The organism is Paenibacillus sp. 4624 (assembly GCF_050435065.1).
In the GTDB taxonomy this organism is placed as follows: domain Bacteria; phylum Bacillota; class Bacilli; order Paenibacillales; family Paenibacillaceae; genus Paenibacillus; species Paenibacillus amylolyticus_D.
This window is the reverse complement of the sequence record NZ_JBNDJR010000002.1, coordinates 244,535-270,008: the sequence shown is the minus strand read 5'-3', so window position 1 is coordinate 270,008 and position 25,474 is coordinate 244,535. Positions and strand designations below refer to the sequence as shown.

At 47.6% G+C, this 25,474-nt stretch carries 22 protein-coding genes and 1 pseudogene; 4 read left to right on the top strand and 19 right to left on the bottom strand.

Translation table 11 applies throughout. The annotated features are described in order from the left end of the window. Positions 1-16 precede the first annotated feature (16 nt). The 5 genes from ABIE27_RS05605 to ABIE27_RS05585 all read right to left on the bottom strand — a co-directional run bounded on the left by ABIE27_RS05605 (position 17) and on the right by ABIE27_RS05585 (position 5,015). Positions 17-1,402: a sensor histidine kinase gene (locus ABIE27_RS05605; RefSeq protein WP_123064012.1), complete on the bottom strand. Its 1,386-nt coding sequence runs from the start codon at positions 1,400-1,402 to the stop codon at positions 17-19. Further along, positions 1,399-2,151, bottom strand: coding sequence for a response regulator transcription factor (locus ABIE27_RS05600; RefSeq protein WP_123064011.1), 753 nt, complete (start codon positions 2,149-2,151; stop codon positions 1,399-1,401). The genes ABIE27_RS05605 and ABIE27_RS05600 overlap by 4 nt, the downstream gene beginning before the upstream one ends. A gap of 53 nt (positions 2,152-2,204) precedes the next feature. Further along, positions 2,205-2,849: an SDR family oxidoreductase gene (locus ABIE27_RS05595; protein WP_123064010.1), complete on the bottom strand. Its 645-nt coding sequence runs from the start codon at positions 2,847-2,849 to the stop codon at positions 2,205-2,207. Between the two features lie 521 nt (positions 2,850-3,370). After that, positions 3,371-4,552 carry an NAD(P)/FAD-dependent oxidoreductase gene (locus ABIE27_RS05590; protein ID WP_123064009.1) on the bottom strand — a complete coding sequence of 394 codons (1,182 nt, stop codon included), beginning with the start codon at positions 4,550-4,552 and terminating at the stop codon, positions 3,371-3,373. A gap of 25 nt (positions 4,553-4,577) precedes the next feature. Next, a complete protein-coding gene (locus ABIE27_RS05585) occupies positions 4,578-5,015 on the bottom strand; it encodes a DUF1641 domain-containing protein (protein ID WP_123064008.1) in 438 nt (145 codons plus the stop codon). A 788-nt stretch (positions 5,016-5,803) separates the two neighbouring features. On the opposite strand from ABIE27_RS05585, the gene ABIE27_RS05580 reads away from it, so the two are divergent. Next, positions 5,804-5,980: a CsbD family protein gene (locus tag ABIE27_RS05580; protein WP_090921556.1), complete on the top strand. Its 177-nt coding sequence runs from the start codon at positions 5,804-5,806 to the stop codon at positions 5,978-5,980. A 198-nt stretch (positions 5,981-6,178) separates the two neighbouring features. Here ABIE27_RS05580 and ABIE27_RS05575 read toward each other — a convergent pair whose 3' ends face one another. Continuing rightward, positions 6,179-7,180, bottom strand: a complete 1,002-nt coding sequence (locus ABIE27_RS05575; RefSeq protein WP_240036762.1) for an NAD-dependent epimerase/dehydratase family protein — start codon at positions 7,178-7,180, stop codon at positions 6,179-6,181. Positions 7,181-7,334: 154 nt separating this feature from the next. Between ABIE27_RS05575 and ABIE27_RS05570 the strand changes: the two genes are divergently transcribed. Next, a complete protein-coding gene (locus ABIE27_RS05570; RefSeq protein WP_429350075.1) occupies positions 7,335-7,859 on the top strand; it encodes a cupin domain-containing protein in 525 nt (174 codons plus the stop codon). A gap of 52 nt (positions 7,860-7,911) precedes the next feature. Here the strand turns inward: ABIE27_RS05570 and ABIE27_RS05565 are convergent. The 10 genes and pseudogenes from ABIE27_RS05565 to ABIE27_RS05520 all read right to left on the bottom strand — a co-directional run. Then, positions 7,912-8,028 (bottom strand): annotated as a pseudogene (locus ABIE27_RS05565) (DUF3658 domain-containing protein); the annotation flags it as partial. Between the two features lie 24 nt (positions 8,029-8,052). Beyond that, entirely contained in the window at positions 8,053-8,712 is a 660-nt protein-coding gene (locus tag ABIE27_RS05560) for a TVP38/TMEM64 family protein (RefSeq protein WP_429350074.1), read from the bottom strand. A 256-nt stretch (positions 8,713-8,968) separates the two neighbouring features. After that, positions 8,969-10,423, bottom strand: a complete 1,455-nt coding sequence (locus tag ABIE27_RS05555; RefSeq protein ID WP_429350073.1) for an HNH endonuclease — start codon at positions 10,421-10,423, stop codon at positions 8,969-8,971. Between the two features lie 114 nt (positions 10,424-10,537). After that, a complete protein-coding gene (locus ABIE27_RS05550) occupies positions 10,538-10,687 on the bottom strand; it encodes a hypothetical protein (RefSeq protein ID WP_161556902.1) in 150 nt (49 codons plus the stop codon). Positions 10,688-10,906: 219 nt separating this feature from the next. Continuing rightward, positions 10,907-12,079, bottom strand: coding sequence for an acyltransferase (locus ABIE27_RS05545; protein WP_429350072.1), 1,173 nt, complete (start codon positions 12,077-12,079; stop codon positions 10,907-10,909). A 206-nt stretch (positions 12,080-12,285) separates the two neighbouring features. Next, complete coding sequence (locus ABIE27_RS05540; protein WP_429350071.1) at positions 12,286-12,780, bottom strand: GyrI-like domain-containing protein; 495 nt, start codon at positions 12,778-12,780, stop codon at positions 12,286-12,288. A 239-nt stretch (positions 12,781-13,019) separates the two neighbouring features. Beyond that, the gene (locus ABIE27_RS05535) at positions 13,020-14,375 is read right to left on the bottom strand and encodes a cryptochrome/photolyase family protein (RefSeq protein WP_429350070.1); all 1,356 of its coding nucleotides are present in this window, start codon (positions 14,373-14,375) and stop codon (positions 13,020-13,022) included. A gap of 26 nt (positions 14,376-14,401) precedes the next feature. Continuing rightward, complete coding sequence (locus ABIE27_RS05530; protein ID WP_161556901.1) at positions 14,402-15,568, bottom strand: response regulator; 1,167 nt, start codon at positions 15,566-15,568, stop codon at positions 14,402-14,404. 106 nt (positions 15,569-15,674) lie between these two features. Further along, positions 15,675-18,788, bottom strand: coding sequence for an ATP-binding protein (locus tag ABIE27_RS05525; protein ID WP_429350069.1), 3,114 nt, complete (start codon positions 18,786-18,788; stop codon positions 15,675-15,677). 427 nt (positions 18,789-19,215) lie between these two features. Then, a complete protein-coding gene (locus tag ABIE27_RS05520; RefSeq protein ID WP_123064000.1) occupies positions 19,216-19,635 on the bottom strand; it encodes an SRPBCC family protein in 420 nt (139 codons plus the stop codon). A gap of 194 nt (positions 19,636-19,829) precedes the next feature. Here ABIE27_RS05520 and ABIE27_RS05515 point away from each other — a divergent pair, with 194 nt between their 5' ends. Then, positions 19,830-20,597, top strand: a complete 768-nt coding sequence (locus tag ABIE27_RS05515; protein WP_123063999.1) for a class I SAM-dependent methyltransferase — start codon at positions 19,830-19,832, stop codon at positions 20,595-20,597. A gap of 985 nt (positions 20,598-21,582) precedes the next feature. On the opposite strand, the gene ABIE27_RS05510 is transcribed toward ABIE27_RS05515, so the two are convergent. Together ABIE27_RS05510 and ABIE27_RS05505 are read right to left on the bottom strand one after the other, a co-directional pair. Then, complete coding sequence (locus ABIE27_RS05510) at positions 21,583-22,617, bottom strand: NADH:flavin oxidoreductase/NADH oxidase (protein ID WP_429350068.1); 1,035 nt, start codon at positions 22,615-22,617, stop codon at positions 21,583-21,585. Positions 22,618-22,691: 74 nt separating this feature from the next. After that, positions 22,692-22,886: a 2-hydroxymuconate tautomerase gene (locus ABIE27_RS05505; RefSeq protein WP_123063997.1), complete on the bottom strand. Its 195-nt coding sequence runs from the start codon at positions 22,884-22,886 to the stop codon at positions 22,692-22,694. A 376-nt stretch (positions 22,887-23,262) separates the two neighbouring features. Here ABIE27_RS05505 and pepT point away from each other — a divergent pair, with 376 nt between their 5' ends. Continuing rightward, the gene (pepT, locus tag ABIE27_RS05500) at positions 23,263-24,501 is read left to right on the top strand and encodes a peptidase T (RefSeq protein WP_123063996.1); all 1,239 of its coding nucleotides are present in this window, start codon (positions 23,263-23,265) and stop codon (positions 24,499-24,501) included. Positions 24,502-24,697: 196 nt separating this feature from the next. On the opposite strand, the gene ABIE27_RS05495 is transcribed toward pepT, so the two are convergent. Continuing rightward, entirely contained in the window at positions 24,698-25,390 is a 693-nt protein-coding gene (locus ABIE27_RS05495) for a Crp/Fnr family transcriptional regulator (protein WP_123063995.1), read from the bottom strand. Positions 25,391-25,474 lie beyond the last annotated feature (84 nt).

The window sequence follows — 25,474 nt, the reverse complement described above, 5'->3', positions numbered from 1 at the left end:
GAGAAGAATGAGAATTTCATGAGAGTGAGCTGCCTCGGCTGTCCGATTTGGATCGTGGTAAAATAATACATGCCTCCGTGCCAACCCCCTCGGTACTCGTTAGCTCAATCTGTGCCCCCACAGCGCTTGCCAGCTCCTTGGCCAGCGACAGTCCGAGACCAGACCCGCTGGCACTTCCGCTTCGGGTTCTGGAGACATCGACCTGGTAAAAACGGTCAAACACTTTCGCCAGATCCTCCTGCCGCATACCTATACCTGTATCCGCGATCCGTATCCGGCAGTGTTCGCTTTGGCTATCCAGCTTGACTTCAATGGCATCTTCACTATATTTGCGAGCATTATCCAGCAAAATAAACAGCAGCTGCTTGAGCTTGCTCTCATCGCTCATCGCCCAGAGGGGGCTTGAAGCGTCACACCGCACTTCTCGGTGATACGCTTCGCGGAATGCACGCGTAGAATCCTCGGCCAGCTTCGCAATATCTACGCGCTCTAGCTCTACATTCCATTGCTCCGGCTGTTTGGCCAGGAGCAACAGCTGCTCCGTCAACTCACGCATACGTACCGATTCCGACAGAATCGCTTCCACCGCTTCATCGAACACTTCAGGCCGCTCCTTCCCCCGGCGCTTGAGCAGACTGGCGTAACTCTCAATGATCGTCAGCGGTGTTTTTAGCTCATGTGACGCATCCGAGACAAAGCGCTCCTGCCGTTCGAAGTTCGACTCCAGCAGATCCATCATGCGATTGAACGTCTGGCCCATCGTGTTCAATTCGTCCTTTGAGGTTTCCTCCAGCGGCAACCGCTTAAAATGTCCACTCGCTTGAATATCACTCATCGTACGTGTCATTTGCTGAATCGGTCTTGTCATGCGGTTCGCCAAAATTCGGCTGGAGATCACCGCAGGAATCAGCGCAATAATGGTGACAATCACCAATACGGTGCGCAGGGTAACAAGCCCCTTCTCTGTTTCTGCCACACTCTGGGTAACCTGCAGGTTTACGACTTCTCCATCCGGCCAAATTAATGGCATGGAAACCCACACATAACCAACCTGATCCACCTGGAGATACGCGGCTTTTTTCTCATTTTCATACTGGTAAGACAATTTGCTGAGTTGTTCAGATGCTGCGGTTGTGGTCACAGGTGAACTGCTGCCGTCTTCATGTACAATGCGCAACATGCCATTCACGGGCGCATAAGCCCGAAGCAGATCATCCGGGGGAATCGAGCCAGCGGACTGACGCACTCCTGCGACGATCGATTCGGCTTCTGCTTCAATCCGGCGAATCTCATTATCAATGGATACTCGCTCAAATACGAAATAGACAGACAGATTCACCGCAATTAACAGCACAGCAAATAAAACCGACGAATATCCGTAGATTTTACTGCGCAAGCTCATGATTGCTCCTTCAGGACGTATCCTACGCCCCTTACGGTATGTATTAGAGGTAGCTTGAATCCGTTATCTACCTTCTTGCGCACATAACGGATATACACGTCCACCACATTGGTATCCCCATAATAATCGTATCCCCACACGGATTGTACGATCTGATCCCGGCTGAGCACCTGACGCTGATTGCGTAGCAGATACACCAGCAGATCAAACTCGCGAGGGGTAAGCTCTATGGCTTGTCCATCTCGAAAAACCTCGCGCGTCCCTTCATGCAGTTTCAAATCAGCAGCAGTTAACCACGCTGTGTCTGCTTCCCGCTGCTGACCTGCCGACTCCCGCACGGTTTCCTGCTTCGGGTCATGATTCAACGTCCTGGCAGAAGAAGCCGCAGCAAGCCGCAGCGCTGCACGAATTCGGGCAAGCAACTCCTCAATCTGAAAAGGCTTCGTGATATAGTCATTGGCGCCAAGATCCAGGCCCGACACTTTATCCTCCACTGAATCCTTCGCTGTCAGCATGAGGATTGGAATAGCTGCATCTCTGGCTCGGATTCGTCGCAAAACCTCGATGCCACTTAGACCAGGCAACATGATATCCAGTAAAATCAAATCCCATTGCCCCTCGCTATACTTTTCCAACCCTTCTGTTCCACTGCTTGCTTTCGTGACCTGATACCCTTCATACTGCAGCTCCAGTTCAAGCAATCGTGCAATTTTGGGCTCATCTTCAATGACCAGCACAGTCTCATTCATGCTGATTCCCCCTCACCCGTCATATCCTTCTCCCGTTAGTTTACAACATCTGTTTACAATTTACCTAAAGCGTCCGATACTGCATGATCTCCAGCTATCAGATCAAAAGCCATCCGATAGGTCTTCTCTTCCTGCAAGGAGGCTGCAATGACACGTGCCACATCTTCACGAGCAATACTGCCTGGTTTCAGGTCAGTACCCACAGCCACTTTGCCGGTTCCCGGTTCATTTTTCAGACCTCCGGGACGGATAATAGTATAGTTCAGATCACTGGCAAACAATGCACGATCCGCAAAATGCTTTGCCACATAATACGGTTTGATCTCTTCCGGCCATTTACTCCGCTGATCGGCACCATAGGCGCTGACTAGAATATATCTGGAAATGTTCTGTTTCGCTGCGGCCTCCATCGTTTTCACTGCACCATCCAGGTCGATTAGCAACGTTTTGTCCGGACCCGTCGAGCCACCTGAACCAGCCGTAAATACGATGGCATTCTGATCTTTCATCGCTTCAGCAAGCTCATCCACGGTACCCTCCAGATCACCTATGACAACCTGTGCACCAAGTTTCTTCAGTGCGTCTGCCTGCTCCGGCTTGCGAATCATGGCCGTAACCTGATGTTTGTCTTCCTGTGCCAGCTGTTCCACCAGGTGTTTACCAATCTGTCCATTTGCTCCAATCACCAGTACGTTCATAATTCATTCTCCTCTCGGGTTGCGCAAAAGAGCGATATCATTGCTCCCTGTCTGCTATATCTTTGTTTATCTTATAGACTCTAATGAAAGCCTCATCCTATCTTTTAAACGAAAGCGGCTGCTTTTAAGCGCTGGCTGAGTCGCTAAACCCTACACATCTTGGGTCCGTGATATATCGTAATACGTTATACCAACAGAATTCTTTGGAACGCGCACGTACTGTCCTGCTCATGATAAAGGAGCCCCCGCCTATCTTCACTATTGCCTATCTTCGCTTCTAATGTCTCTCCTACTATCACTTCTGTTTTCGTTTTCTTTCAGGCTCCTATCGGTTCCGGACGTTCCGTTTAATATCTGTATAAAGCCTTGTGTTCATACCTGTGAGTATCTCCAGTGCTTCGCTTACCATCTGCATGAAGCATCTCTCCTCTTACTTAGATCATATCAAGCAAGTTCAAGTCCAGAAGAGCATAACAAAAAAAGGACGCCCAGTGGGCGCCCTTTAACGTTAGTGCTATAGATTAATAAGCCAGTGCGAACAAGCCATGGATGTGGGACAGGTAACGGATGTTACTTGCTTCTTTCATCATGGTTGCAGGCAGACCTTTCAGACGAGTTTGGTTGCCACCGATCATGCCGACAGCGTCTTTACGACCCAAACTTCCGAGTGTACCGGAGAAGATTGGCGAGAAGGATTCCATTGCGCCACCTTTGAACATTACGCCCAGGTTGTGACCAATGGTTTCACCCATTTGCCAAGCCAATTGTGCTGTTGGAGGGTACGGACGAGCACCTTCGCTAGGGAAGACTACTGCGCTGTCACCAGCAACAAACACATCTTTGTGGGATGTGGATTGCAGTACTTCCGTTACTTTTGCACGGCCGCGATCCACTTCGATTCCACTGTTCGCAACAACCGCATTACCTTGTACGCCACCTGTCCATACGAGTGTGTTCGTAGGGATCGAGCTGCCGTCTTTCAGCAATACTTCGTTTTCTTTCATCTCAGTAATCGCTACGCCAACAATGAAGTTAACGCCGCGTTTTTCGAGACTGGATTTTGCACGATCAACCAGTTCTGGCGGGAAACCAGCCAGAATAGACGGGCCTGCTTCTACAGTGTACAGGGAGATATCATTGAAATCGATACCTTTCTGTTGGCATACGCCTGGCAGAAGGTCAGCGAATTCACCAACAAGCTCGATACCTGTCAAACCGCCGCCACCAATAACAAACGTTGCGTCTGCTTTGTTGCCGGATTGTTTGTAAGCATCCAGACGTGCTTCAACGTGTGCACGAATACGGTTTGCATCGCTAACCGATTTGAGTGTGAAGCTGTACTCCTGCAGTCCCGGAATTCCGAAGAATGCAGTTTCGCTGCCGAGGGCAACGACGAGTGCATCGTAAGAGTATGTGGAGCCGCTAGTCATGAGAACTTTTTTCTCGTCAGGCTTGATTGTATCCACCGTATCGATTTTCAGGTTCACATCTTTACCACGCAGCAATTTTTCAAGCGGGAGAGCAACAGCTTGCTCAGCAATGCTTCCTGCAGCAAGACGGTGCAGTTCCGTAATAATTTGGTGTGTAGGGTAACGGTTCACGACTGTAATTGTCGCTTCTTCCGGAGTCAAGTATTGACGCGCAGTCAGCGCAGTCAACAGACCGCCGTATCCTCCACCCAAGATCAAAATTTGCTTCGACATATCCATCCTCCGTTCTTTCTAAGTCTTAACGTTTCGTTTGCCCACGCTCGTTCAGGATGCTCAGGAAAGATTGAGCAAAACGAAGCGTTTGTTGTACGTTTGGATCTTTAAGCATTTTGAGCATAGCGAACAGGCCAACCGAAGATTGTTCGGTTTGCGCACGGTCATTTGCCTCGATGGCAGCAGAAGCTACACCTTTAGCTTTGTCTACAACAGGTTTAGCGAACTCACCCATTGCACTCATTGTGTCGCTGATCAGAACTTTGTCTGTAGCGATACCTTGCGCGAAGTCGTAAGCTTTCGTCATTGCTGTAACCATTTCAGCCAATTTAGGCAGGTTCTCCACCAATACAGTTAGAGACTCCTGTACCTCAGGCTTCATCAGTTGATCCAGTACGTCCAGGGACTGGCGCTCAGCGCCTTCTGTTACTGGCACCTCTTGTTGAGTAGGCGATTGTGACATAAGAGAAAGTCCTCCTTTACTTTGGGATAGAAGTCCGCGACTTTCATGATGCCTGTCAAGCTGAGCCGAACCACAAATACATCAATACACTAAATGTACCAAATTTCACACATTAGGATAAGCGCAGCCAAAGACCACTCTCACGTATGCATGGTATGTTGGGTCTGTTGCGCACAACACAGGTTGACGCACAAAACGACAAGCAGGCCGAAACCGAACTCTATACCCTTATATTACACCTCTTACACATGAACATGAAAAAGAAATTTTTTACACTTGTGAAGATATTGTGAACATTGTAACAAAATCGATTTTTTTGTCAAGGCGCGCTGGCTTGTCCCGACAAGTCATATTTCTTTTCCAAACGCCACGAGCTACCATATGTGGTATTAAGACATGATCACAACAAACCATATGTACGAAAAGCACATATGAAAGTGCATATTGAACGTTTTTTCAGGAATGGATTTCCAAAAATATATCGTTCATGCAACGAATTTGGTCACTTTGGTTATTATGCAGCGATAGCCCCAGCCTTATTCTCTAGGTTCAAACATCGTACTCAAGCAAGTATGGACCTTTTCGAATGAGAATGCAAAAACGAATGACCCCAACGAAAGTTCGCGACAATCTCCAGCCGTCCAGACCCATTCTTAGATGACTTCACAAAGACATGAAATCTGACAACTTGCCAAAACCATTTTGAAATGGATTCTGCGCGTGAACGTTTAGATTATCTTCAGCCCGGTTAATAAGGACTACACCAGACAACGAAGGAGATGTTCGATATGAGTAATTCAACTGGCGATAAAATTAAAGCAGGCATTAACAAGGCCAAAGGCGAAGTGAAGGATCAGATCGGTAACGCGACGAACAACAAGTCCCTTCAGGCTGAGGGTAAAATGGATAAGGCCAAAGGGGCCGTTCAAGATAAAGTGGCTGATGTGAAAAAACATCACGAATAATGCATTCAGGCTTGCATTCTCGGATAATCTTTACGCTCCTTGCGTGAAGATCGCAAAGAGTGGCAAACCAGCTTAACCGTCGAAATTTAGGCTCCATTCGTTCGGGTCCATTCCGAACACTTATATCTCATGACGGGGGCGCAAAAAAAAGCCAAGGAAGGTGCCGAACAACCACCCTTCCCTGGCTTTTTTTTGTTTTTATATCGCTGGTACGGAATACCGTGCCATATCAATGATAAAGCTGCGACTTGTACGCGTCGTATGATACTCCCGGTTGAATAACCTGACCCAGTCGGCATGCTCCTGGTACCAGTGGAATGTTTTCTCCAGTCCCTGCTCCAATGTAGTCTGAGGATACCAGCCAAACGCTGCGCGCAGCTTGCCGGAGTGAACAACCAAGCTAGAACCCCTGGATTGTGTAGGTTCCAGTTCCCTTATCTCCTTCGCTGTTGCTGATCGATCGAGAGGCTCCAGCAACATCCCAATCTCTTGCATTGTCGTTCCAATACCGGTAGAGATGTTATAGGTCTGTCCATCTTGACCATGAGTCATAATCTGCTCGATCGCTCGCAGCGCATCATCGATATACAGAAAATCACGTACAGCTGATCCCTGAATATCCAGTGGCAATCCATCCAGCATGCGCCCTAAGTTACGCGGAATAATGCGATCAGGCACTTGCCATGGCCCGTACAAATTGGTCAGACGGAATGTTTTCACCGGAAGTTGATAACATTGAGCGTAGGATTGAGCTAGTGTCTCGCAGGCAACTTTCGAGGCAGAATAAGGGGAGACAGGTGCATAAGGATCTGATTCGTTGTAAACTCTGCCCCATTCGCCACCGTACACTTCAACGGACGAAGCGAGTAAAAGAGGAATGTCGTGATCGGCAGCATATTGCAGGATAGCTTGTGTACTGAGAGTATTATTGCGAAATACCTCTGCGGGCTGATGATATGAATAGTCGACGTGAGGCATGGCGGCAAGATGAATGATGCAATCGGTGTTGGGGGGCAAATGAATATTGTCTTTAGCAAGGTTACACTTGATGAATGGCATATCGTGCAATGGAGGTCGGTGAACAAGTCTCTGACAATAGTCATCCTGATCGAGTAAAGTGACCTGATGTCCCTTTTGCGCCAAAAATTGTGCAAGATTAAATCCAACAAATCCTGAAGCTCCTGTAACCACAATGTTCACATATTTTCCCCCTATTCATTGTTTTCATCGGGCGCTTTAAAGAGAATGTCTGTATCGAGTATAACCTGAAAATGATACATTTTGTATCATTTTACAAATATTTTTTGTTCCTTTATTCCTTGAAAGGTTAATACATGGAAAGAGGTGAACTAAAATGAGAGATCCAAGGCAAGATAGCGATATCCAGTCTATGAATTTTCAGGACGACGGAGTCATTCCGAACAATCCGCATCTGCCAGTACTTCTATACCAAGGAGTCTGGCGGACCGAGCCTACCCGTGCCGAATCCAACTTGAACCGGAACGGCTGGGGCAATAGCTGGATCAACGGGGTATATGATTATCATCATTACCACAGCAATGCACACGAGGCGCTTGCGGTAATGAGTGGATTTGTGAATTTAATTATAGGCGGTGAGAACGGAAAGAAGGTCTATCTGGAGAGTGGTGACGTCGTTGTATTGCCTGCCGGAACCGGCCATAAACGCCTGAAGGCCAGTCCCGATTTTCGAATCGCGGGAGCTTATCCTGGAGGTATGCGTTACAACACACGTACAGGCAAACCAGGGGAGCGGCCTGAGGTGTTACAAGAGATTTTAGAGGTTCCTGTACCTCGCACAGACCCGGTGTATGGGGAAGGCGGACCTCTAACCAAACTATGGCTCAATCGCAGGATTTGAGTTGTAGTCGTGTTTTATACCTTCATAAACAGGGGGAGATTTCCGAATGGAGCTACATTCCCCCTGATATTCGAACACGATAGAAACGCATGGCACGCGGGCTGCCCTCCATATCCAGCTTACCTTGTAGTACAAGTTGACGTACCCGGTATTCGATAAAGGAGTCTACGACATGCTGTTTGCTTGGCTAAGTTTATGAGGAAATCGATTTTTCTGAAGCCTGATGTATTGGTTGTCGTTCATCCTGATCGGGGTTAAGCCGGGTGAAGTGACGTTCCAATTTCCGGCTCGCCCACAAGGATAATGCAATGAACAACACGACGCCGATCCAGCGTACCGGATGCTCCAGAAACTGCTCTACGTTGGAACCAATATACGTTACAGAGAAAATCATGATACCTTTACCCAGCCCCACCGCCAGCAGGAAGGATAACAACCGCATTCGGGCAATACCTGCAGCCACATTAATAATGACAAACGGTCCCACCGGAAAAATGCTAAGCAGGAACACATAACTGAATGCATTTCTGCGAATCCATACCATGCTTCGCTTTACACGCGGTTTACGTGCCCACTTTTCCACAAAAGCAGATTTCCCGATCTCTCGTACGATCAGAAATGTCACGGTGCAGCCAAGCACCATGCCGATCCATGAGTATAAAAATCCGGCCCACAACCCGTACACCGCTCCGTTCACACCCACAATTAATAACGTTGGGAGCGGAGGTACAAATGACTTCATAAACGTAAGCAAAATGCCCGGCAATGGACCGAGAGAACGAAACTTCTCAAGCCAGAACCGAATATTTTCCTCCGTGATGTATGACATAATATCAAGTGCTGCTGGTGTCATCCGCATCCATCCAATCTATTCGATCTATTTCATTCGTAAAATAACGGGTAGCATTGATCAAAGCAGTACAGTTCAGTTTTAAAACAACTCGACTGCCGCCCTCCAAGTATAACGTACATTGGCATGCGGCATCGTTGTCAATTTGAAGAAATATTTAAATAAGAGAGCAAATCAAAAAGCACACCCTGATCATTCATCTGGATGTGCTTCACATATGAAAGCGCCTGAATCTTCAGGAGCATAGCTTGTCTCTTGCTTATTCCAATCCTGTTTCCTGTATCTCCAGGGCGAGTAATTCTGCCTGATGGGCCGCATTCCATTCGGGGATGCCCGAATGAATGAATTCATCCGCATCCATCGCCGCTTTGGATTGATTGCACAGATTGCAGGCGCATACACAATTGAGCGGTGTTGTATGTCCGCCTTTGGCCCGTGGAAGAAGATGATCAATGGTATCTCCGTAGGAACCACAGAAGTAACAGGTGTACTTGTCGCGGTCCAGAATAAACCGCTTGAAATCCTTGTTGCTGAACAATCGGCGAATGGTATACCGATTGACTACAACAGCAGCTTTTTCCTTTACCAGTGTAACAGCAAGTTCCATGTCCACTTCCTGATGCCAGCGGCGTCCTTTGTCCGTTTTGCCGCGCATACGCACCATGCCTTGACGGTTGGTCCGGAGCGAAGCCGGATCTTCCGGATCAATCGCTGCCGGCGGCGCGTGATGACGCCGCGGACGGCCATCCATGCCAGCCCCGTGACTGCGGCTGGCATGCGATGGCTCCCGCCCTGCGGCGGCTGGCTTTGCCTTCGCCGCCGCATTGGGCTTGCCCGTGCTGGCATCGCCACGGGCAAGCCCTGGCTCCGGCGCAGAGGCCTCAGCAGCTCCGCTGCGGGCCTGCCCTGCGCCGGGCGCGAGCGCGGCCGCAAGCTTGCGGCGCCGCTTGCGTTTGCGCCGGGCTGCGGGCGGTTCGTCCGCAGCCACAGGCGCTGGCCCTGCTGCCGGGCCTTGCGGCGCAACCGGCAGCAGGGCTTGGGCCGCCGACGCGGGCTCGGCGGCCGGAACTGCAGCGGCAGCTCGCTTGCGCGCCCGCTGTGCACTGCCCTTGCCATTCGCAGCGGCTGCGCCTGGCGAATGCACATCCCCGGGCGGATGCTCCCCGCCCGGCGGCCCTTCATCCACCGCATGCAGATCGGTGGATGCCTCACCCTCGCTCTCTGCCTGAGCAGGGGCATAAGCACTTATCATGTCTAACGGCTTCTTTTTCCGCCGTCTTCGTCGTTTTTTTCGCTGGCTAGACGTAGCAACCGAAGCAATCGCTACATCCTCCTCCATCTGGTTTTTCAGCACAGCCCCAGCCTCAGAAGATAACTTGCTTGCTAATTCATGTGTATCTACGTGTTTCCCCAGATCACGGCTCTGTTCAATGCGTGCGGCCGATTCCAGCGATGTAATTTGCTCGTTCCGTTCCCGTCCGTTCTTCACCGGAGATGAAGCCATGTCTTCCCGAGGGTTGTCCATCCCATCTTGGCCACGACGTTCAAGCATTACAGATGGAGTTGCCTGGGCCACTCGCATATCACGGTTATGATGTTCTCGTACACCGAGTTGACGACAACGGCGACAGGCTCCGCGTCTGGCTCCAGAACTCGCACGCCTTCCCGTTCTACGCCGAAACTCCGACGCAGGCCGTCGCTCCCCGCAATACATACATATCTTGGTTTGTCGCGTTTCGTGTTCTGTCTTTCCTTCGCGGAAAGGGGCTGATCCTGTCTCCATGGTTGTCACCTCGGTTCCGAATGAATCCGGTTTCTTTCTATTGTATCACAACTGCTCGCGAACACCCTCATAGCCGTAAGCCTTGTACTCCTCCGACTTAAATTCAGTTGCCTGATCACTGCATTCGTGGAGAATATGCTCCACATATTCCAATATATCTTGCATCGGTTTCCCGCATTGTTCACATCTCGTCATGTATGATCACCTTGATCCTGTTCTCGAAGTTTTCTAGTTATTATCATTCCGCCTTATGATTACCCTTCTATTCTGAAAAAGAAACATTCGTTCCCACGATAATCACACATAGTATCTGCAGACAAGGAATCACCTCAGCACAACAAAAAGCCATTCTCAAGCTCAACCTAAGGCTGAATTTGAAAACGGCTTATGATCAGATATGATCTGACTCCAAGATCAGACGTCCACCTGCCCCGAATGTTGCTGTGGTACAAGACGCGGCTTCGGTTTGGGCAGATTACCAAAGATAATCCAGGCATGTGGCAAGAATCGTGCCGCCAGCCCGACCACAATCCATGAAGCGATCAGTGCAACGCCAAATCCGGCAGCGTACCAAAGATGAATCAACCAGGATACCCCCGTTTGGGGTGGATGCTCACGATAGAACAGAAGGAAAAACGGATGAATCAGATAAATACCAAAGGATAATGCACCCAGTCGATTGAGCGGTTTGACAATCAGTGCAGGACCTTTGCGGTAGAGCAAATATGCAATCTGGATAACGACCAGTGCACAGGCATAGGTATGCACATTCCAGAAAAGCTCATACCATAACGTGTTATAGGTCGCAATTTTCAACCGTAGCAAATAATAAATGTACACGTGAGCAAGTCCAGCCGTGATCCACACTACCCACAGCAAAATCCATGAAATTACACGCACTTTGGTTGCATTCGCCCGGCTGATCACAAACCATTGTTTGATCTGCGGGAAATACACGCCCATAAAAGCTCCTAACATAAAATAGGAGAAGTAGGAGAACGCCCAGCTTCCTTTGTTGGGCACCTGGAATCCGTATTTATTACTGACGATGAAGGCCCATTGAATAAGCAACCCGATCGGGATAGACCATTTTACAACAGAAGGATACTTCTTCAGCAGCCACAGCACGAGTGGGAAGATCAGATAAAATTGCATATTAATAAAGACAAAATATAGATGTGTGTAGGCCTTGCCTGTAAACAACTTCTCAATAAAAGTAATCAACGACTCATTAAATGGACGTCCCTGGTAATGCAGATAATGCAGATAAACATAATACATAATGGAAAATAAAAAGTAGGGCAGTAAAATGTAAACAAAGCGCTTCTTGTAAAAATTCGTGACTAATTTCTTGTCTAGCGGACGAGTATAGTAATTATAGAACAGCACAAAACTGCTCAAAAAAATAAAGGTCGGTGTACCATATTTCATAAAAATATTCACAAAGTTGTACAGCCAATAATAATTCGAATTGGTCATTTCCAGCGAAGCATTGGAGGTGGAATGTACAAATAGCACACCGATAATCGCCATAGCCCGGACGAGATTCAACTCCGGTATTCGTTCTCTTTTCAGTGTTTGACTCATAGTTTAGAGGTTCTCCTTTATGTATTCGTCAATATGTTAAATATGACTTAGTCCATGAAGCTCTCTATCTATTAAAAAGCATATCGCTTAACATGTGTAGTCTATTTTCTTAATATTTCTTTAATTTCCAAGAAGTTTTTATATACTTCACATCGTTACACATGTCAGAAAGGCCACTCTGACGCGGCCTGTGGCTTGTTGTGTCGTTACTCTAACTTTTTTTTGTTTATTGGTACAAAAATGCTGAATTCAGGTTCATGATCATTGGAATCCTGCTCCATAGGATACACTTCATAGTGCGTAAGCGGCTCATTCGATAGACGGAGTCCCTGTTCTTCAATCCATGCATATATTTGATGATATGAAGATTCAATGGATTCTCCTTTGATATGACTGTATTTCGCATAATCATGTGCCGGAATTTTAAATTGAACCATACCCTCCGGAACACTCGAAGATGCCACGTCATCTACCTGGACGGCAACATAGTGAACAAATCCGATTTCTGTCACATGGTACGACAGCCCGAGTAGCTCATCCGGGTGCATCACATTCCCGATTTCATGCAGGCGAAGCTTGAATTCGGTCTGCACCTCGCGAATGCCCCCAGCCCCTGCTTCAGCGAACGTCCCCTCCCATTTCAGACCGATCAATGTCGCGGCCTCTTTACCGATCAACTCCACAGATTGACTTTGTTTCATGCACCTCATCCCTTCGGTTATCAATGCAATCAAAAATTCCATTTTTCCCTGTTCTAAATCTATCTTACACTAAAACAGTTACAAAATATGTAATTAAATACCACATAACCCAATCAGAAGTGCAAGAGCACACCCAAATGCAGATGCGGTTTCTTATTTCGCACATTTCTTAATTTATATAACAAAAGGCAAGGAGCTGCCTCCCTGCCTTCATCAGCATATCAGAATGTAGTTAAGACCTAATTTTTCTCCCGGCTCGCCAAAATCTGCTTGTACACGTCGATGGCTGCCTGCCTGGACACCTTCAGATCTACGATTGCATCCTTGCGTGGCTGGTGAATCTCCTTGCTATGCAAGTCCTTCAACTCAGGTAGCCACTTGCGAATATAGTCGCCTTGAGCATCATACTTCTCAGACTGCGTAACCGGATTATTCACACGGAAATATGGCGCAGCATTTTCACCCAGTGATGCGCACCACAGCCAGTTTCCCCGATTCTGGATGTTATCATAATCTTTCAGCTTCCTTCTGAAGTATGCTTCACCCAGCGTGAACGGACACTGAAGGTTTTTGGTCAGAAACATCGCTGTCAGAATGCGGAGCCGATTGGGCATATGCCCGGTCTCGTTCAGTTCTGTCATGGCAGCATCAATAATCGGAATGCCCGTTTCCGCTTTGCACCAACGTTCGAAATGAGCATCTTGAAGAACAGAGAGATCATACACTTTTTCATACGTAAAGTAATGTTGCTCATAGACTGCCCTGTATAAATAGAAATCGCGAAAGCAGAGCTGTCTAATCCACTCCCCAGCTTCGGATATACGCTGTGCGGCATCATACATCTTGCGAATAGATACTGCCCCCACAGCTACATAAGAGCTGAGATGGCTTGGCTCATAGGCCTCGTACTCATCCCGATGATCCCCGTAATCCGCCACTCGTTCGGACAGAAAACGATCCAGCAACATATGCGGATCCTCTTCATCTCCTGCCTCGTCCGAATTCCCCAACAAAGCACCAGGAACCTTCATAACCTCCGGCCAATCCACATTTCGTTCAGTTATATTCACGTCTGCAATCGTGGCTGCCGATGGTGGATTAGGATGTTCGTTCATGAATTCAACCCAGCGCCGATGGAAGGCAGCAAAAACCTTATAAGGTTCTGATTTGCCTGTAAACGTGGCAAAAGCTTTCAGATCAACCAGCAAATGATCCGTCAGTTGGGTAAAGGCGATCCCATAAGAATCGCAGACGTTACGTATCTCTCGATCCCGTTCTATCGCATATGGCGTCATATCCCGATGGACGACAATCTCACTGATCTTGTCCTCCATGTGGCTCAGTAACCAATCCACCACTTCAGCAGGTCTGCCATAAGCTACTTGCAACTGCCGTTTGGCTTCCCTATACTTTCTGCCCAGTGCTGCAGCAAGACGGAGGAAGTTCACACCGCTGTGCTCCTTCTCCCGGCCTTGTCGAAGCAGAAATGGATCATAGATCAACACATGCAGGCTCTCTTCTTCCTGCTCACGCAAATAATCCAAAGCGCTTAGATCATCTGTACGCAGATCTTTACGGTGTATGAATAATTTCACGCGCTACTCCCCTTCTGCCTGAATATCTATTGTTTGGTCAGACTTTCGTATAGCTTGCTCGTTTCAGGTTCGGGCTGATGACCCAGATCCTCCTTCAAGGTCAATGTGAAGGAATGATACAGTCGCGATATGCCTTGCTGGTCATCCATGGAAGCATAGATTTCCATCATTAATCGGCAGATTTCTTCCGAATAGGGCTCACGTTCCTGCAATTCCATTAATAGCTCAATCGCCTGCTCACCCCGCTCGTGGGACATCTCCCAATGAGCAATATCCATGACGAGTCCCATATACTTGCGCCGGAGCTCCCTGCTCTTGGATCTAGCCCAATCATAGTCATGCTCCTCCAGATAATCGCCGCGATAGAGCAGGGCAATCTGCCTCAGATCGTTCACATTATTCGAAGTGACAGCTTGATAAGACAAGCCTTGCTCAAATTGTTCAATATCGCTTACCAAGTTACCTGTCAGCAGACGATAACGGTTCATATTGTACTCCAGCTTGCCTGTCATATTCCATTCCTTCAATAGTTTGCGAATCTGATAGACAGATGTATGCAACAGTGTCAGCCCTTTATCCTGGGAAACATCGGCCCAAAGCTTATCAAGCAGAACTTCCTTGCTTACCCACTCTTGCCGGTGATGAAACAAAAATGCAAATAGTTCCTGTGATTTGGTGGTACGCCATTTATGTTTCTCCGCGCTATGCTCCAGACTTCTGAATATATCCAGATGTTTAAAGGTCAACAGACCAGGTGCTTTAAATTCCGACTCCTCGGCGGCTTCCGATTCCGATTCCTGCACCTCCATCGCTGCAGCTGTCTGAGCGTGATAAGACATCGTGCCTGCGATACGATCAATAGTCTTGCTGAGTCTGGCGGAACTGACTGGCTTCAATACATAATCCAGAGCATGCAGCTCGAATGCCTCCACCGCATGGTCCGCATAGGCAGTTACAAATATAATCCGAATGCTCGAATCGAGTTGCTGTATATATTCAGCCGCTTCCAGACCATTAACCTCCGGCATACCAATATCCAAAAATACAACATCCACACGATCGATTGCCAAATAGTGAATACCTTCGCGTGCTGTTGAAAAACATTGAACGGAGTCAATTCTTCCGTCTGACTGCAGCAGGCGCTGCAGATGAAGCTGCGCTGGCTTCTCATCATCAATGACTATGGCTCTCAACGTTCCCCAACCTCCTGCCATGAGAGATTTAATATGGATAGCCGCTGTATCGGCTTTTGCTTCTTTATGTTAACCATAATTACCCAAAATTCACGAACTTAAAGTCTCATGTAAAATGATGAACCTGGTTTAGCGGAATATGAAATTGAATTTGTGTACCGCTTCCTACATGACTTTGGATATTCAGTCCTTGTCCGTAGAGCGACATAAGACGGCGATTGATGTTTTGCAGCCCAACACCTCCTGGACCTTCTGTTCGGCCTGATTTCACCTGAGCCATCCGTTCAGGAGGTATGCCAACACCGTCATCCAGCACACGAACGATGACATCGTCACCTTCCTGGAAAATATGAAGCCGCACCGTACCGCCTGCGGCCCTCTCCATGACCCCATGACGAATCGCATTCTCTACAAGCGGTTGAATGGTGAGCGGTGGCAAAAACAACCTTATGTCCGGCTGCACTTCATATTTAACGACAAGCCTGTCTTCAAACCTCGCCTGTTCCAGATGAACGTAGGACTCCACCAATTCGAGTTCTTTGTACAAGGGAACCAGTTGCTCTCGATTTTGAAAATCAAAGCTGCCTCGCAAGTAATGACTCAGTTCGATCAGCAGATCCGTTGCCTTGTCGGGGTCTACAGCACAAGTTGCAATAATTACATTCAGCGCATTGTAAAGAAAATGAGGTTTGATCTGCGCCTGAAGAAAGGCCATCTCCGTTCGAATCGTATCCTGTACAGAAGTACGCAGCTCAATTAGAGTCCTAACCCGCGCCCGCAATTCACCCGCATCGACCGGTTTACTCAAAAAATCATTCGCGCCCGCCTGGAAACCGTGCCGAATATCTTCGGGTAATCCACGAGCAGTTAGCATCAAAATCGGCAGCTCGGACAACGATCGATGCTCCCGCAGCTTGCGGCAAAGCTCTGGACCGGACATTTTCGGCATCATCCAGTCGGTAATAACCAGATCGATGGATGGATGCTGCTCATACAGCTCGATGGCTTTAAAGCCGCTGTCTGCTGCGATGACCCGGTAATGCTCCGTAGAGAGCAAGTTCAGAAGCACATGGCGATTCACAGGGTCATCATCCACAATCAGAATCGTAGGTTCCCCAATGTGCTTCTCATTCTGCTCATATAGTGAACTGGAGTCATTCGAATCCCTAGCAACGTAGTCCTTCGTCTTTTTCCCTTGCGCTGTCACATAACGTGCCTTAACAGGGCTGGTCTGATCTTGCAGCAACGGTAACTGTACAACGGGTAACGTAAAATGAAATGTCGATCCGACTCCCGGCTCTGATTCAACCCATATGTCACCTTCACCCAGCTCAACGAGTTTTTTGGTGATGCTGAGGCCCAGTCCAGTCCCCTCATAAGCCCGTTCCATCGTTCCATTGCTTTGCTCATAAGATTGAAAAATATTGTCTAACCTTTCGGGTGCAATGCCCACGCCAGTATCCGCAACAGATACTCTAACCTTATCCCCTTCAACAGAGGCATACAGCCGTATTACACCATGCTCTGTAAACTTGTAAGCATTACCAAGAAGATTATAGAGAATTTGCCGCAGTCGATCCTCGTCCGCTTGCACCAGCGGCAATGCATCAGGCCATTGCTGAATCAGCACGATGGGCTTGTCCCCAAACGTAAAACCCGAAACTTCAACAACCGTTCGAGCGACCGACTCCAGATCAACAGGAACACGATTCAACTCGATTTCGCTGTTTTTCAGTTTGGAGAAGTCCAAAATGTCATTGACTAACAGGGATAACCTCTTCCCGGTGGCGGTAATCATGGACAGATTTTTGGCTTGTTTTGGAGTAACAGCGCCTGCAGCGCCTTCCAGCATAGACTCCGCAATGTTAATAATGCCATGCAACGGTGTCCTCAGCTCATGCGATGTATTCGCCATGAATTCATCCTTGAGGCTGTCAATCACCAGCAAGCGCTCCGACAAAGCCTCCACTTCAAGGAATGACTGTGCAAAACGAATGGCTGTAACAAACATCTGAATCAGAACAAATAACAGAAGTTCAAGCAAAGCGATAAAGGCGGTGTCAACCGCCACAAATGCCCCGATGGTGAACAGCACAACAACCATGATAATGCTCATAAGGCCGACCAGAGCAAAGTGGCTGTCGTTCGTCCTTTTACGCGACCAATGGATCATCGTTCGTATGGCATAGATCAGAACGGAGAACGAGATGAGCAGCATCGGCGCCTCAAAGGTCGAGAACAGCGTGGTTGGAAAAGTAAGACCAATCAGAGACTGAGCAATCAGCAAAATCAAACCCAAACGCACGAACCAATTATGGACGGCTCCCGGTACTAGTGCAGCTAGATATCGAAGCAAAAAATAATACGAGAACGCTCCGCTGAGAAGTTGAATGCGGAGCATCGCATCGTGCGTCAGGAAAGGTATAAAGGTTGCAAGCAGCTTCTCTCCATGTGTGAGAGCGTACAATGCCCCCGATAGACTGAAAAGTCCTAGAAATTGAAGTTCTTTTTCACTTCGTCGCAGCCTGAATAACACGAGAAAAAAAACAGCGGGCAGCATAAATCCAAACAAGGTCATGAGATCCTTGAGCCCTTCCAGCTGTTGACTCCGGAGAATACTGCCTTCATCCCCGAATAAAACAGATGCTACTATGCCTCCGGAGGCATAACTATAATTAGATACCTGAATAATAATGTCAGCTGTATCTCCCTCTATAGAAGTAAAGCCTGTAAAGGGTAGATTCATTTGACGGTCCGAGTCCTTCGTTACCCCAGGGGCCCCCATACCCCCTATGAGATTTCCGTTAATAAAAATGCGATGTGACATGCGGATATTCTGCGTACGAATCCCATAACGATCTTGCAAGTGACGGGGGGTGAGTTTCACTTGCAAGTGATATGTTCCATAACCTTCTCCCTTGCCAAGTGCTGCATTCCATTTGGACGGAACCGGAACCCCCATAGGTGCGGACAATGGTCTGCGGCCTGACATATCCGCTTCAAAATCTTCCGGGCCGAGCAGCTTGTCAGGATAGTATTCCCAGATGCCATTTAACGGAGCAGCACCTTCCTGGCTGAATTCCCATTGACGTAGATCTATACGCCCCTTTATCGCCTGAGGATTGTCCCGCTCACTGATCCATACCTGGGCGATCCAACCCAGCGGAAGCAGAACAACACAAATGAAACTTAGCGTCAGCATGATCCAGTGTTTTCTCATCTATGTATTCCTTCCACCCTCATTACAGCGACAGATATCACTTTTTGTCGATTTATTTCTATAAGATCCATGTTACACGTTTCCGGTGCTCACGGAAATAGTTCATGAGCAGTTTTAGCCCATTTGATAGCAAAAAAATACTTTTGAGGCTTTCTTATGGGAAATTGCAGCCCAAAAGCCCCGGACTTATTCTCGCCAGATGGAAACCAGGGAGAAGCCGGGGCTCAAGTGATGCTCGTAGGGTAAGTCTTGCAGGGAATTACACCTACCTATCATAACGTTCTCTGTTAATCTAACGATAGCCTGTCATCCATTCACGGCTTCCTATGTTCGTCCGAATTAACAGCCTAGCATCGCTTCATAACTTCCTTATTTAGCTACGCAACGCACATCATCCATTTCATCATATTCGGCGGCGTTTTAAGCTTTACTTGACGGCTTCGGCCAACTTCTGTACAAGACCGGCCCAACCTTGAGCCATACGTTCGCGGATCACTGCGTGAGCCTGTCCGAATTCAGTCAGTTTATCCGCATCCCAGCCGCTATGAATCAATGTAAAATGGGTGCCTTCCGCTTGTTCTGCGAGTTCAAATGTCAACGTCCAGTCTTTACCCCAGCGAAAGGCCAATTTTTGCTGCGGCTTCACTTCAATCACTTGGCAAGGAGACTGTCCAAACGGCCCCGCTTCCAGTGTGAATTCTTGTCCTTCAACAGGCTCCAGGTCGCTGGGCATGAACCATGACCCCAGACCTTCCGCTGTTGAGACCTTCGGCCATACCTTTTCCGCAGGTGCCATCAATACAAGTTCTTCCTTAATATCTGGTAATGCTGTTGGTGATGATTCCATTCATGGTGCCTCCTTGACGCTTTTTTCTAACTCAACCTATAATGGGTTTATCTTACATATAAGGTGTGTGATTCCTATGATAGTCTGCTCTGAAAAACCCATTTCCAAACAGTTTTGCTGGAAGGGATAGTTCCGCAAAAATTCACCTTCCACACTTCTGTATTAAACATACTTACTAGTGGAGGTATTACACAATGTCATTCAGTTATTACGGCCCTTTATGCACCAAGGTATACGATATGACCAAGCCTATTGGACACTCCTTGGGAGGCGATATTGAATTTTACAGCAACCTGCTGCAACATTGCAACGGACGCATCCTTGAAGCGATGTCAGGTTCAGGCCGAATGCTCATTCCATTACTCGAAACAGGGTTGAAAGTGAATGGAGTCGATTATTCGGAAGCTATGGTTCAATCCTGCCGTTTTCGATGTACCGAACGTAATCTACCTATGCCTGAGCTATTTGTAGCCGATCTCGTAAATTTGCAGCTTCCCTATCGGTACGAAGCCATTATTATTCCAAGCGGTTCACTGATGCTTATTCAGGATCGTAGTTCTTCTATTCAAGTTTTGCAAAATCTGTATGATCACCTGGAACCAGGGGGCAAGTTAATCTTTGATCTCTTTTTGCCTGACATAACTCAACCCGCTTCGATCGATACTTCAACTATCCACTTACCCGATGGTGACACGATTACAGTTGAAGTGAGAACGACCGAAGTTAATCTGCTTCATCAGTACAAAACAAACCTGATTCGCTACGAACAATGGCACCAAGGCAAACTCGTAGGCACAGAGATGCAGGAACTCACCCTAAGATGGTATGGCATGGAGGAGTTACGTCTTGTGTTGGAGAAGATTGGATTCACCGATATTGAAGTCTATGCAGATTTTAATCCCGGGCAATCCCCTACACATTCCAGCCAAAAGTTCGTATATGAAGCAAGGCGCAAGAGTTAGTTATATGAGTTTGGTGCGCTATTTGAACTAGGCTATACTAGGCCGAACTGAACTAGGCTGACAGCTACGTTTATGGCTCGTCGTTTGAGTTCGCCCATTGTATTCGTTTAAAGTTACGGATCTCCAATCTTACGATTGTTCGGAGAATGTAGAAAGAAGTATGCAATGCTGTGAGTTAACCGGGTGTTCACTTTTCATTGTATCAATATGCAGCCAATAACACCGGTTAACCCAGCCGGCTACCACGAACGATTCACAAACGATTCAAGAAAACACAATGCGAAGTATTGTGGCAAATCAAAATATAGAACTGAACTTCTAACGATCACCACGAACCTTATTTGCCCCTAAAAGGGGCTCTCAAAATTCTAACGATCTCCAGTGAGCTTATTTCATCGAAAAACCTGAAAAACCGTCTCCAATGAAGCAAAATTAGCCAAATAACGTCTCTGGTGATCGTTAGAAATGTTGGAAGCTTCCATTTGCCTAAATAAGGTTTCTCCTGATCGTTAGCGCTCACCACACCCGCTTTACCCTATATGAACACCCTTACTCTAAACTCACAGCGCTCCTACTCTGACGTTCACCACTACGCTTACGCTTACCAATACTTTACTGTTACTGTTACTGTTACTGTTACTGTTACTGTTACTGTTACTGTTACTGTTACTGTTACTCCTACTCCTACTCTTACTCTTGCTCATACTCACATTGCTGCTTGCTCCTGCCTCACCCTAGCACTCATGTCCACACTTATACTTACACTAGTACTTACACTAGTACTTATACTCATGCTGATACTCATATTCATGTTCATACCATCTCACGATACTCCACAGCTCTCTAAAATCTATAATCATATCCAGGGACCATACGAATATGCTCCCTGGGCATCCCTATCTATAAATAAGCCGCAGGATCACTTTCCCAGCACTCAGTACCCGGTGTCCTGCTTCCTGATAGTAGGCGTCAGCCAACAGAACCTTTAATATCCACGGGAATATTGCTCGGCAATCGCCGCCTGCTCCTTGTTAACGCCCAGCTCAAGGGCTGCATGATTAGCCCAGTATGGGTCACGCAACATACCTCTTCCAATCGCAACCAAATCAGCATCACCATTACCGATTACAGACTGTGCCAGTGCTGCATCCTCCAGCATGCCTACGGCGATGACAGGCGCCTTCAACTCTTCCCGGAAACGACGGGCAAAAGGAACCTGATACCCCGGATAGTTACCAGGTTTACGCTGACCGGATGGCCCCTCGCCCCCGGAGCTGACGTGGAACATGTCCACGCCTGCTTCCTGATAGGCACGACCGATCTCAATCGTATGATCGAGATCATACCCCCCGTCCGCATATTCCACCGCAGAGATTCGCATAATTAGCGGCATGTCAGCAGGCATTTCTTTTTTCACCGCATGAATCACCTCTGCGCCAAAACGAGACAGATCTTGTCCATACACATCCTCGCGATGATTCATCAGCGGAGAATGAAATTGGTGAATCAGATAACCATGCGCACCATGAAGCTCAATTGCATCCACGCCCGCCCGAACCGCACGACGCACGCCATCTGCAAACTTCTGTACCATCGCTTCCACTTCTTCGGTGGTCAACGCACGCGGCTCTTTATATTTTTCTCCCGAGAACGTGACAACAGATGGAGCAACAGGCTGGGGCGCATCCTCGGCTTTACGTCCTGCATGTGCGATCTGGATCGCCACTTTAGAGCCATGGGCATGTATTCCCTCCACCAGCTTGGTAAAGGCCGGGATATGTTCATCTGACCAGATCCCAAGGTCATTGTCCGTAATGCGTCCATCCGGATCGACGTCCGTCATCTCGATAATAATCAGTCCTGTTCCACCAACGGCACGGCTCACATAGTGAACCTGATGCCAGTCATTCGGGATGCCGTCCTTGGCTGTGACCGAATATTGGCACATGGGCGCCATAACGACACGGTTCTGTAACTCTAGGCTTTTGAATTGATAAGGTGAGAATAACTGCTCTGCCATTGTTAAGTACAACTCCTATCCAAGGTATATATTTGTAGTTCAGCTGCGTGAATATGTCATCCGCCCGAACTTAATCAGTTTGGTTCCTGATCGGAGAACATTTTCCCGTTTTTGCCGTAGTTATCTTGCTCCAAATCCTCTATGAAAATAAAAACCTTACTTGCTTCCACACCCAGCGTATCGCAAGCAACCTCGGTCATTCGTTCGATCAACTGGCGCTTCTGCTCCTTTGTTTTGCCTTCCAGCATCTTCACTGTAATAAATGGCATGATCTAAACACATCCTTTCTTCATAGCTATTATGAACCTGAGGTTCAAAAATTCAAGTACGCACTTTTTTGTGCCCTTCCACAGGCAGTCGTCTCAGCTTCATATCACATTCCATCGCGTCAGCAGAATACCCTTCTCGTAACCAGGCCAAAACATGGTATGATAGCGTTACGAGCCCGCCAAAAGGGATATCCTACCAATAGGCTTCCGTTTTGAAAGGCTCAAGAGGATGTCAAAATTCAAAATCCAGCAAAACGCAAAGACATTCTGGAGTACCCGATTCCCTAAGATAATGCGATCGAATGATAACGTTACACTTGTCCCGCCTGGCACATCATATTCAACCTATATATTACCCATAAAGGAGCGATTACACTTGAAAGATATATTGATTCAGAGACTCAGCACATACGTAAAGATGGATACCCAATCCGATGAAAATAGTGACACCTGCCCATCCACGCCCGGACAACTGGCGCTGGGCAAGGTGCTTGTTGAAGAATGTACCTCCATCGGACTGCAAGAAGTTACGATGGATGAGAACGGCTACGTAATGGCTACCCTTCCGTCCAATACGGACAAGGATGTGCCTGTCATTGGATTCCTCGCTCATCTCGACACAGCCACCGACTTTACCGGAAAAAATGTAAAACCACAGATTGTCGAGAACTATGACGGTGCAGATCTCGTGCTGAACCGAGAACTGGACGTTATTTTGTCCACCAAAGACTTCCCGGAACTCCATGAGTATAAAGGCCATACGTTGATTACCACCGACGGCACAACACTGCTAGGTGCAGATAATAAAGCAGGGATTGCCGAGATCATGACCGCGATGGCTTATCTGATGGAGCACCCGGAAGTGAAACACGGCAAGATTCGGGTTGCTTTTACTCCCGATGAAGAGATCGGCCGCGGTCCACACAAGTTTGATGTCGCTGCCTTTGGTGCTAAATATGCGTTTACCGTAGACGGTGGGCCACTGGGGGAACTGGAATATGAGAGTTTTAACGCGGCAGCGGCCAAGATTACGGTACGTGGTACGAATGTGCATCCCGGCACGGCAAAAGGCAAAATGGTGAATTCACTGAAAATCGCGATGGAGTTAAACAGCAAGCTACCTGTAGAGGAAGCACCTGAATCGACTGAAGGTTATGAAGGCTTCTACCACCTGCTGGCGATGGAAGGTGATGTAGAGCTAACGAAGATGCACTATATTATTCGCGATTTTGATCGGGAGAAGTTTGAAGCACGCAAAACCAACCTGTTAAACATCACAAGCGAACTGCAAGCGAAGTATGGAGATAAAAGTGTTACGGTAGAGATGAACGACCAGTACTATAATATGCGTGAAAAAATTGAGCCGGTTCGCCAGATCGTTGATATCGCGCACGAAGCTATGACAAAACTGGGTATCGAGCCAATTATTCGCCCAATTCGGGGAGGAACAGACGGCTCCCAGCTCTCCTACATGGGCATGCCAACACCGAATATCTTCACGGGCGGGGAAAATTACCACGGCAAGTTCGAATACGTATCGGTAGATAATATGGTAAAGGCCACACAGGTCATTGTGGAGATTGCACAATTATTTGAGCAGCAGGGAAATGTCTGATCGAAGCAGATAGGACCAAGGTCGATTCATATATATAAGACCAAATGAAAAAGAGCACCTTATTCGTTGAAGGGTGCTCTTTTTATTATGACGGGCGGGATTGAACATGCGGAGTACAAGGAATGTAAAGTAAGTCAGCGAACAACGTTGCATGGTGCAAAGACACTTACTTATTCGTACTATGATCTCCTGCAATTTACTCGTACACATTACCTCCTGCAATCTCTCGCAGTTCCTCCACGTTCTGAATGATAATCTTTCGTCTTACTTTGCGAATAATATCTCGTCTGCACAAGTCCTGAATGACCCGATTGAGATGCCTGTAGCTGGTACCCAGCAGATCAGCAAGTTCCGTCAATTTGGATGTCTGAATCTCCTCTGATGCAGCCGTATCTTGATCAGCTGTAGATAACATATAGCTGGCAAACCTGCTTTCAACAGGATACAACATGTTCAGGCTCGACAGATTGGAGAACGTGTACAGCTTGTGTGTCACCTGACTCAGCATAAAATGGAGGAATTTCGGATTCTCGGCATACGTGTTCTGAATGACACGGTAGCTGATGGCGAGTAACAAACTGCGATTCACAGATTGCACGATATTGTTCGCTTCTTTTCCGTTCACAAGCTCCAAGTCACCCACAAGGGAAAGTGGTGTACTGAATCTGAGCAACAGTGACTTGCCATTTGGCAGTGTTGTGAAGATTTTGAGCTTACCTTCAACGAGAAAATATAAGCGTTCAGGACGTTCTCCTTTTTCACAAATAATCTCGCCCTTCTCCGCCTCCAGCAGACGCAGCTCGGCTATTAACGTTTCGTCCAGCACCTGATCTAATTCATGCTCCCGCACAAGTTGCCGCATAAGCTCAAAGTTCAACACTTCCTTCATCCAACCCCACCTCCAACGTGATCTATCTGATAAACAAAATAAATGGACACATGTCCTATATTTCAATCAAATTCGCAACGAATA

Coding starts and splice junctions, on each gene's coding strand:
- ABIE27_RS05550 (WP_161556902.1), bottom strand. CDS start 10,687: ATGACGAGATGTGAACAATGCGGGAAACCGATGCAAGATATATTGGAA.
- ABIE27_RS05505 (WP_123063997.1), bottom strand. CDS start 22,886: ATGCCATTTATTACAGTGAAGATGCTGGAAGGCAAAACAAAGGAGCAG.
- ABIE27_RS05545 (WP_429350072.1), bottom strand. CDS start 12,079: ATGAGTCAAACACTGAAAAGAGAACGAATACCGGAGTTGAATCTCGTC.
- ABIE27_RS05605 (WP_123064012.1), bottom strand. CDS start 1,402: ATGAGCTTGCGCAGTAAAATCTACGGATATTCGTCGGTTTTATTTGCT.
- ABIE27_RS05585 (WP_123064008.1), bottom strand. CDS start 5,015: ATGTCACAATCGCCTACTCAACAAGAGGTGCCAGTAACAGAAGGCGCT.
- ABIE27_RS05560 (WP_429350074.1), bottom strand. CDS start 8,712: ATGACACCAGCAGCACTTGATATTATGTCATACATCACGGAGGAAAAT.
- ABIE27_RS05570 (WP_429350075.1), top strand. CDS start 7,335: ATGAGAGATCCAAGGCAAGATAGCGATATCCAGTCTATGAATTTTCAG.
- ABIE27_RS05595 (WP_123064010.1), bottom strand. CDS start 2,849: ATGAACGTACTGGTGATTGGAGCAAATGGACAGATTGGTAAACACCTG.
- ABIE27_RS05495 (WP_123063995.1), bottom strand. CDS start 25,390: ATGAAGGAAGTGTTGAACTTTGAGCTTATGCGGCAACTTGTGCGGGAG.
- ABIE27_RS05590 (WP_123064009.1), bottom strand. CDS start 4,552: ATGTCGAAGCAAATTTTGATCTTGGGTGGAGGATACGGCGGTCTGTTG.
- ABIE27_RS05520 (WP_123064000.1), bottom strand. CDS start 19,635: ATGGAATCATCACCAACAGCATTACCAGATATTAAGGAAGAACTTGTA.
- ABIE27_RS05525 (WP_429350069.1), bottom strand. CDS start 18,788: ATGAGAAAACACTGGATCATGCTGACGCTAAGTTTCATTTGTGTTGTT.
- ABIE27_RS05515 (WP_123063999.1), top strand. CDS start 19,830: ATGTCATTCAGTTATTACGGCCCTTTATGCACCAAGGTATACGATATG.
- ABIE27_RS05555 (WP_429350073.1), bottom strand. CDS start 10,423: ATGTATTGCGGGGAGCGACGGCCTGCGTCGGAGTTTCGGCGTAGAACG.
- ABIE27_RS05600 (WP_123064011.1), bottom strand. CDS start 2,151: ATGAATGAGACTGTGCTGGTCATTGAAGATGAGCCCAAAATTGCACGA.
- ABIE27_RS05580 (WP_090921556.1), top strand. CDS start 5,804: ATGAGTAATTCAACTGGCGATAAAATTAAAGCAGGCATTAACAAGGCC.
- ABIE27_RS05540 (WP_429350071.1), bottom strand. CDS start 12,780: ATGAAACAAAGTCAATCTGTGGAGTTGATCGGTAAAGAGGCCGCGACA.
- ABIE27_RS05510 (WP_429350068.1), bottom strand. CDS start 22,617: ATGGCAGAGCAGTTATTCTCACCTTATCAATTCAAAAGCCTAGAGTTA.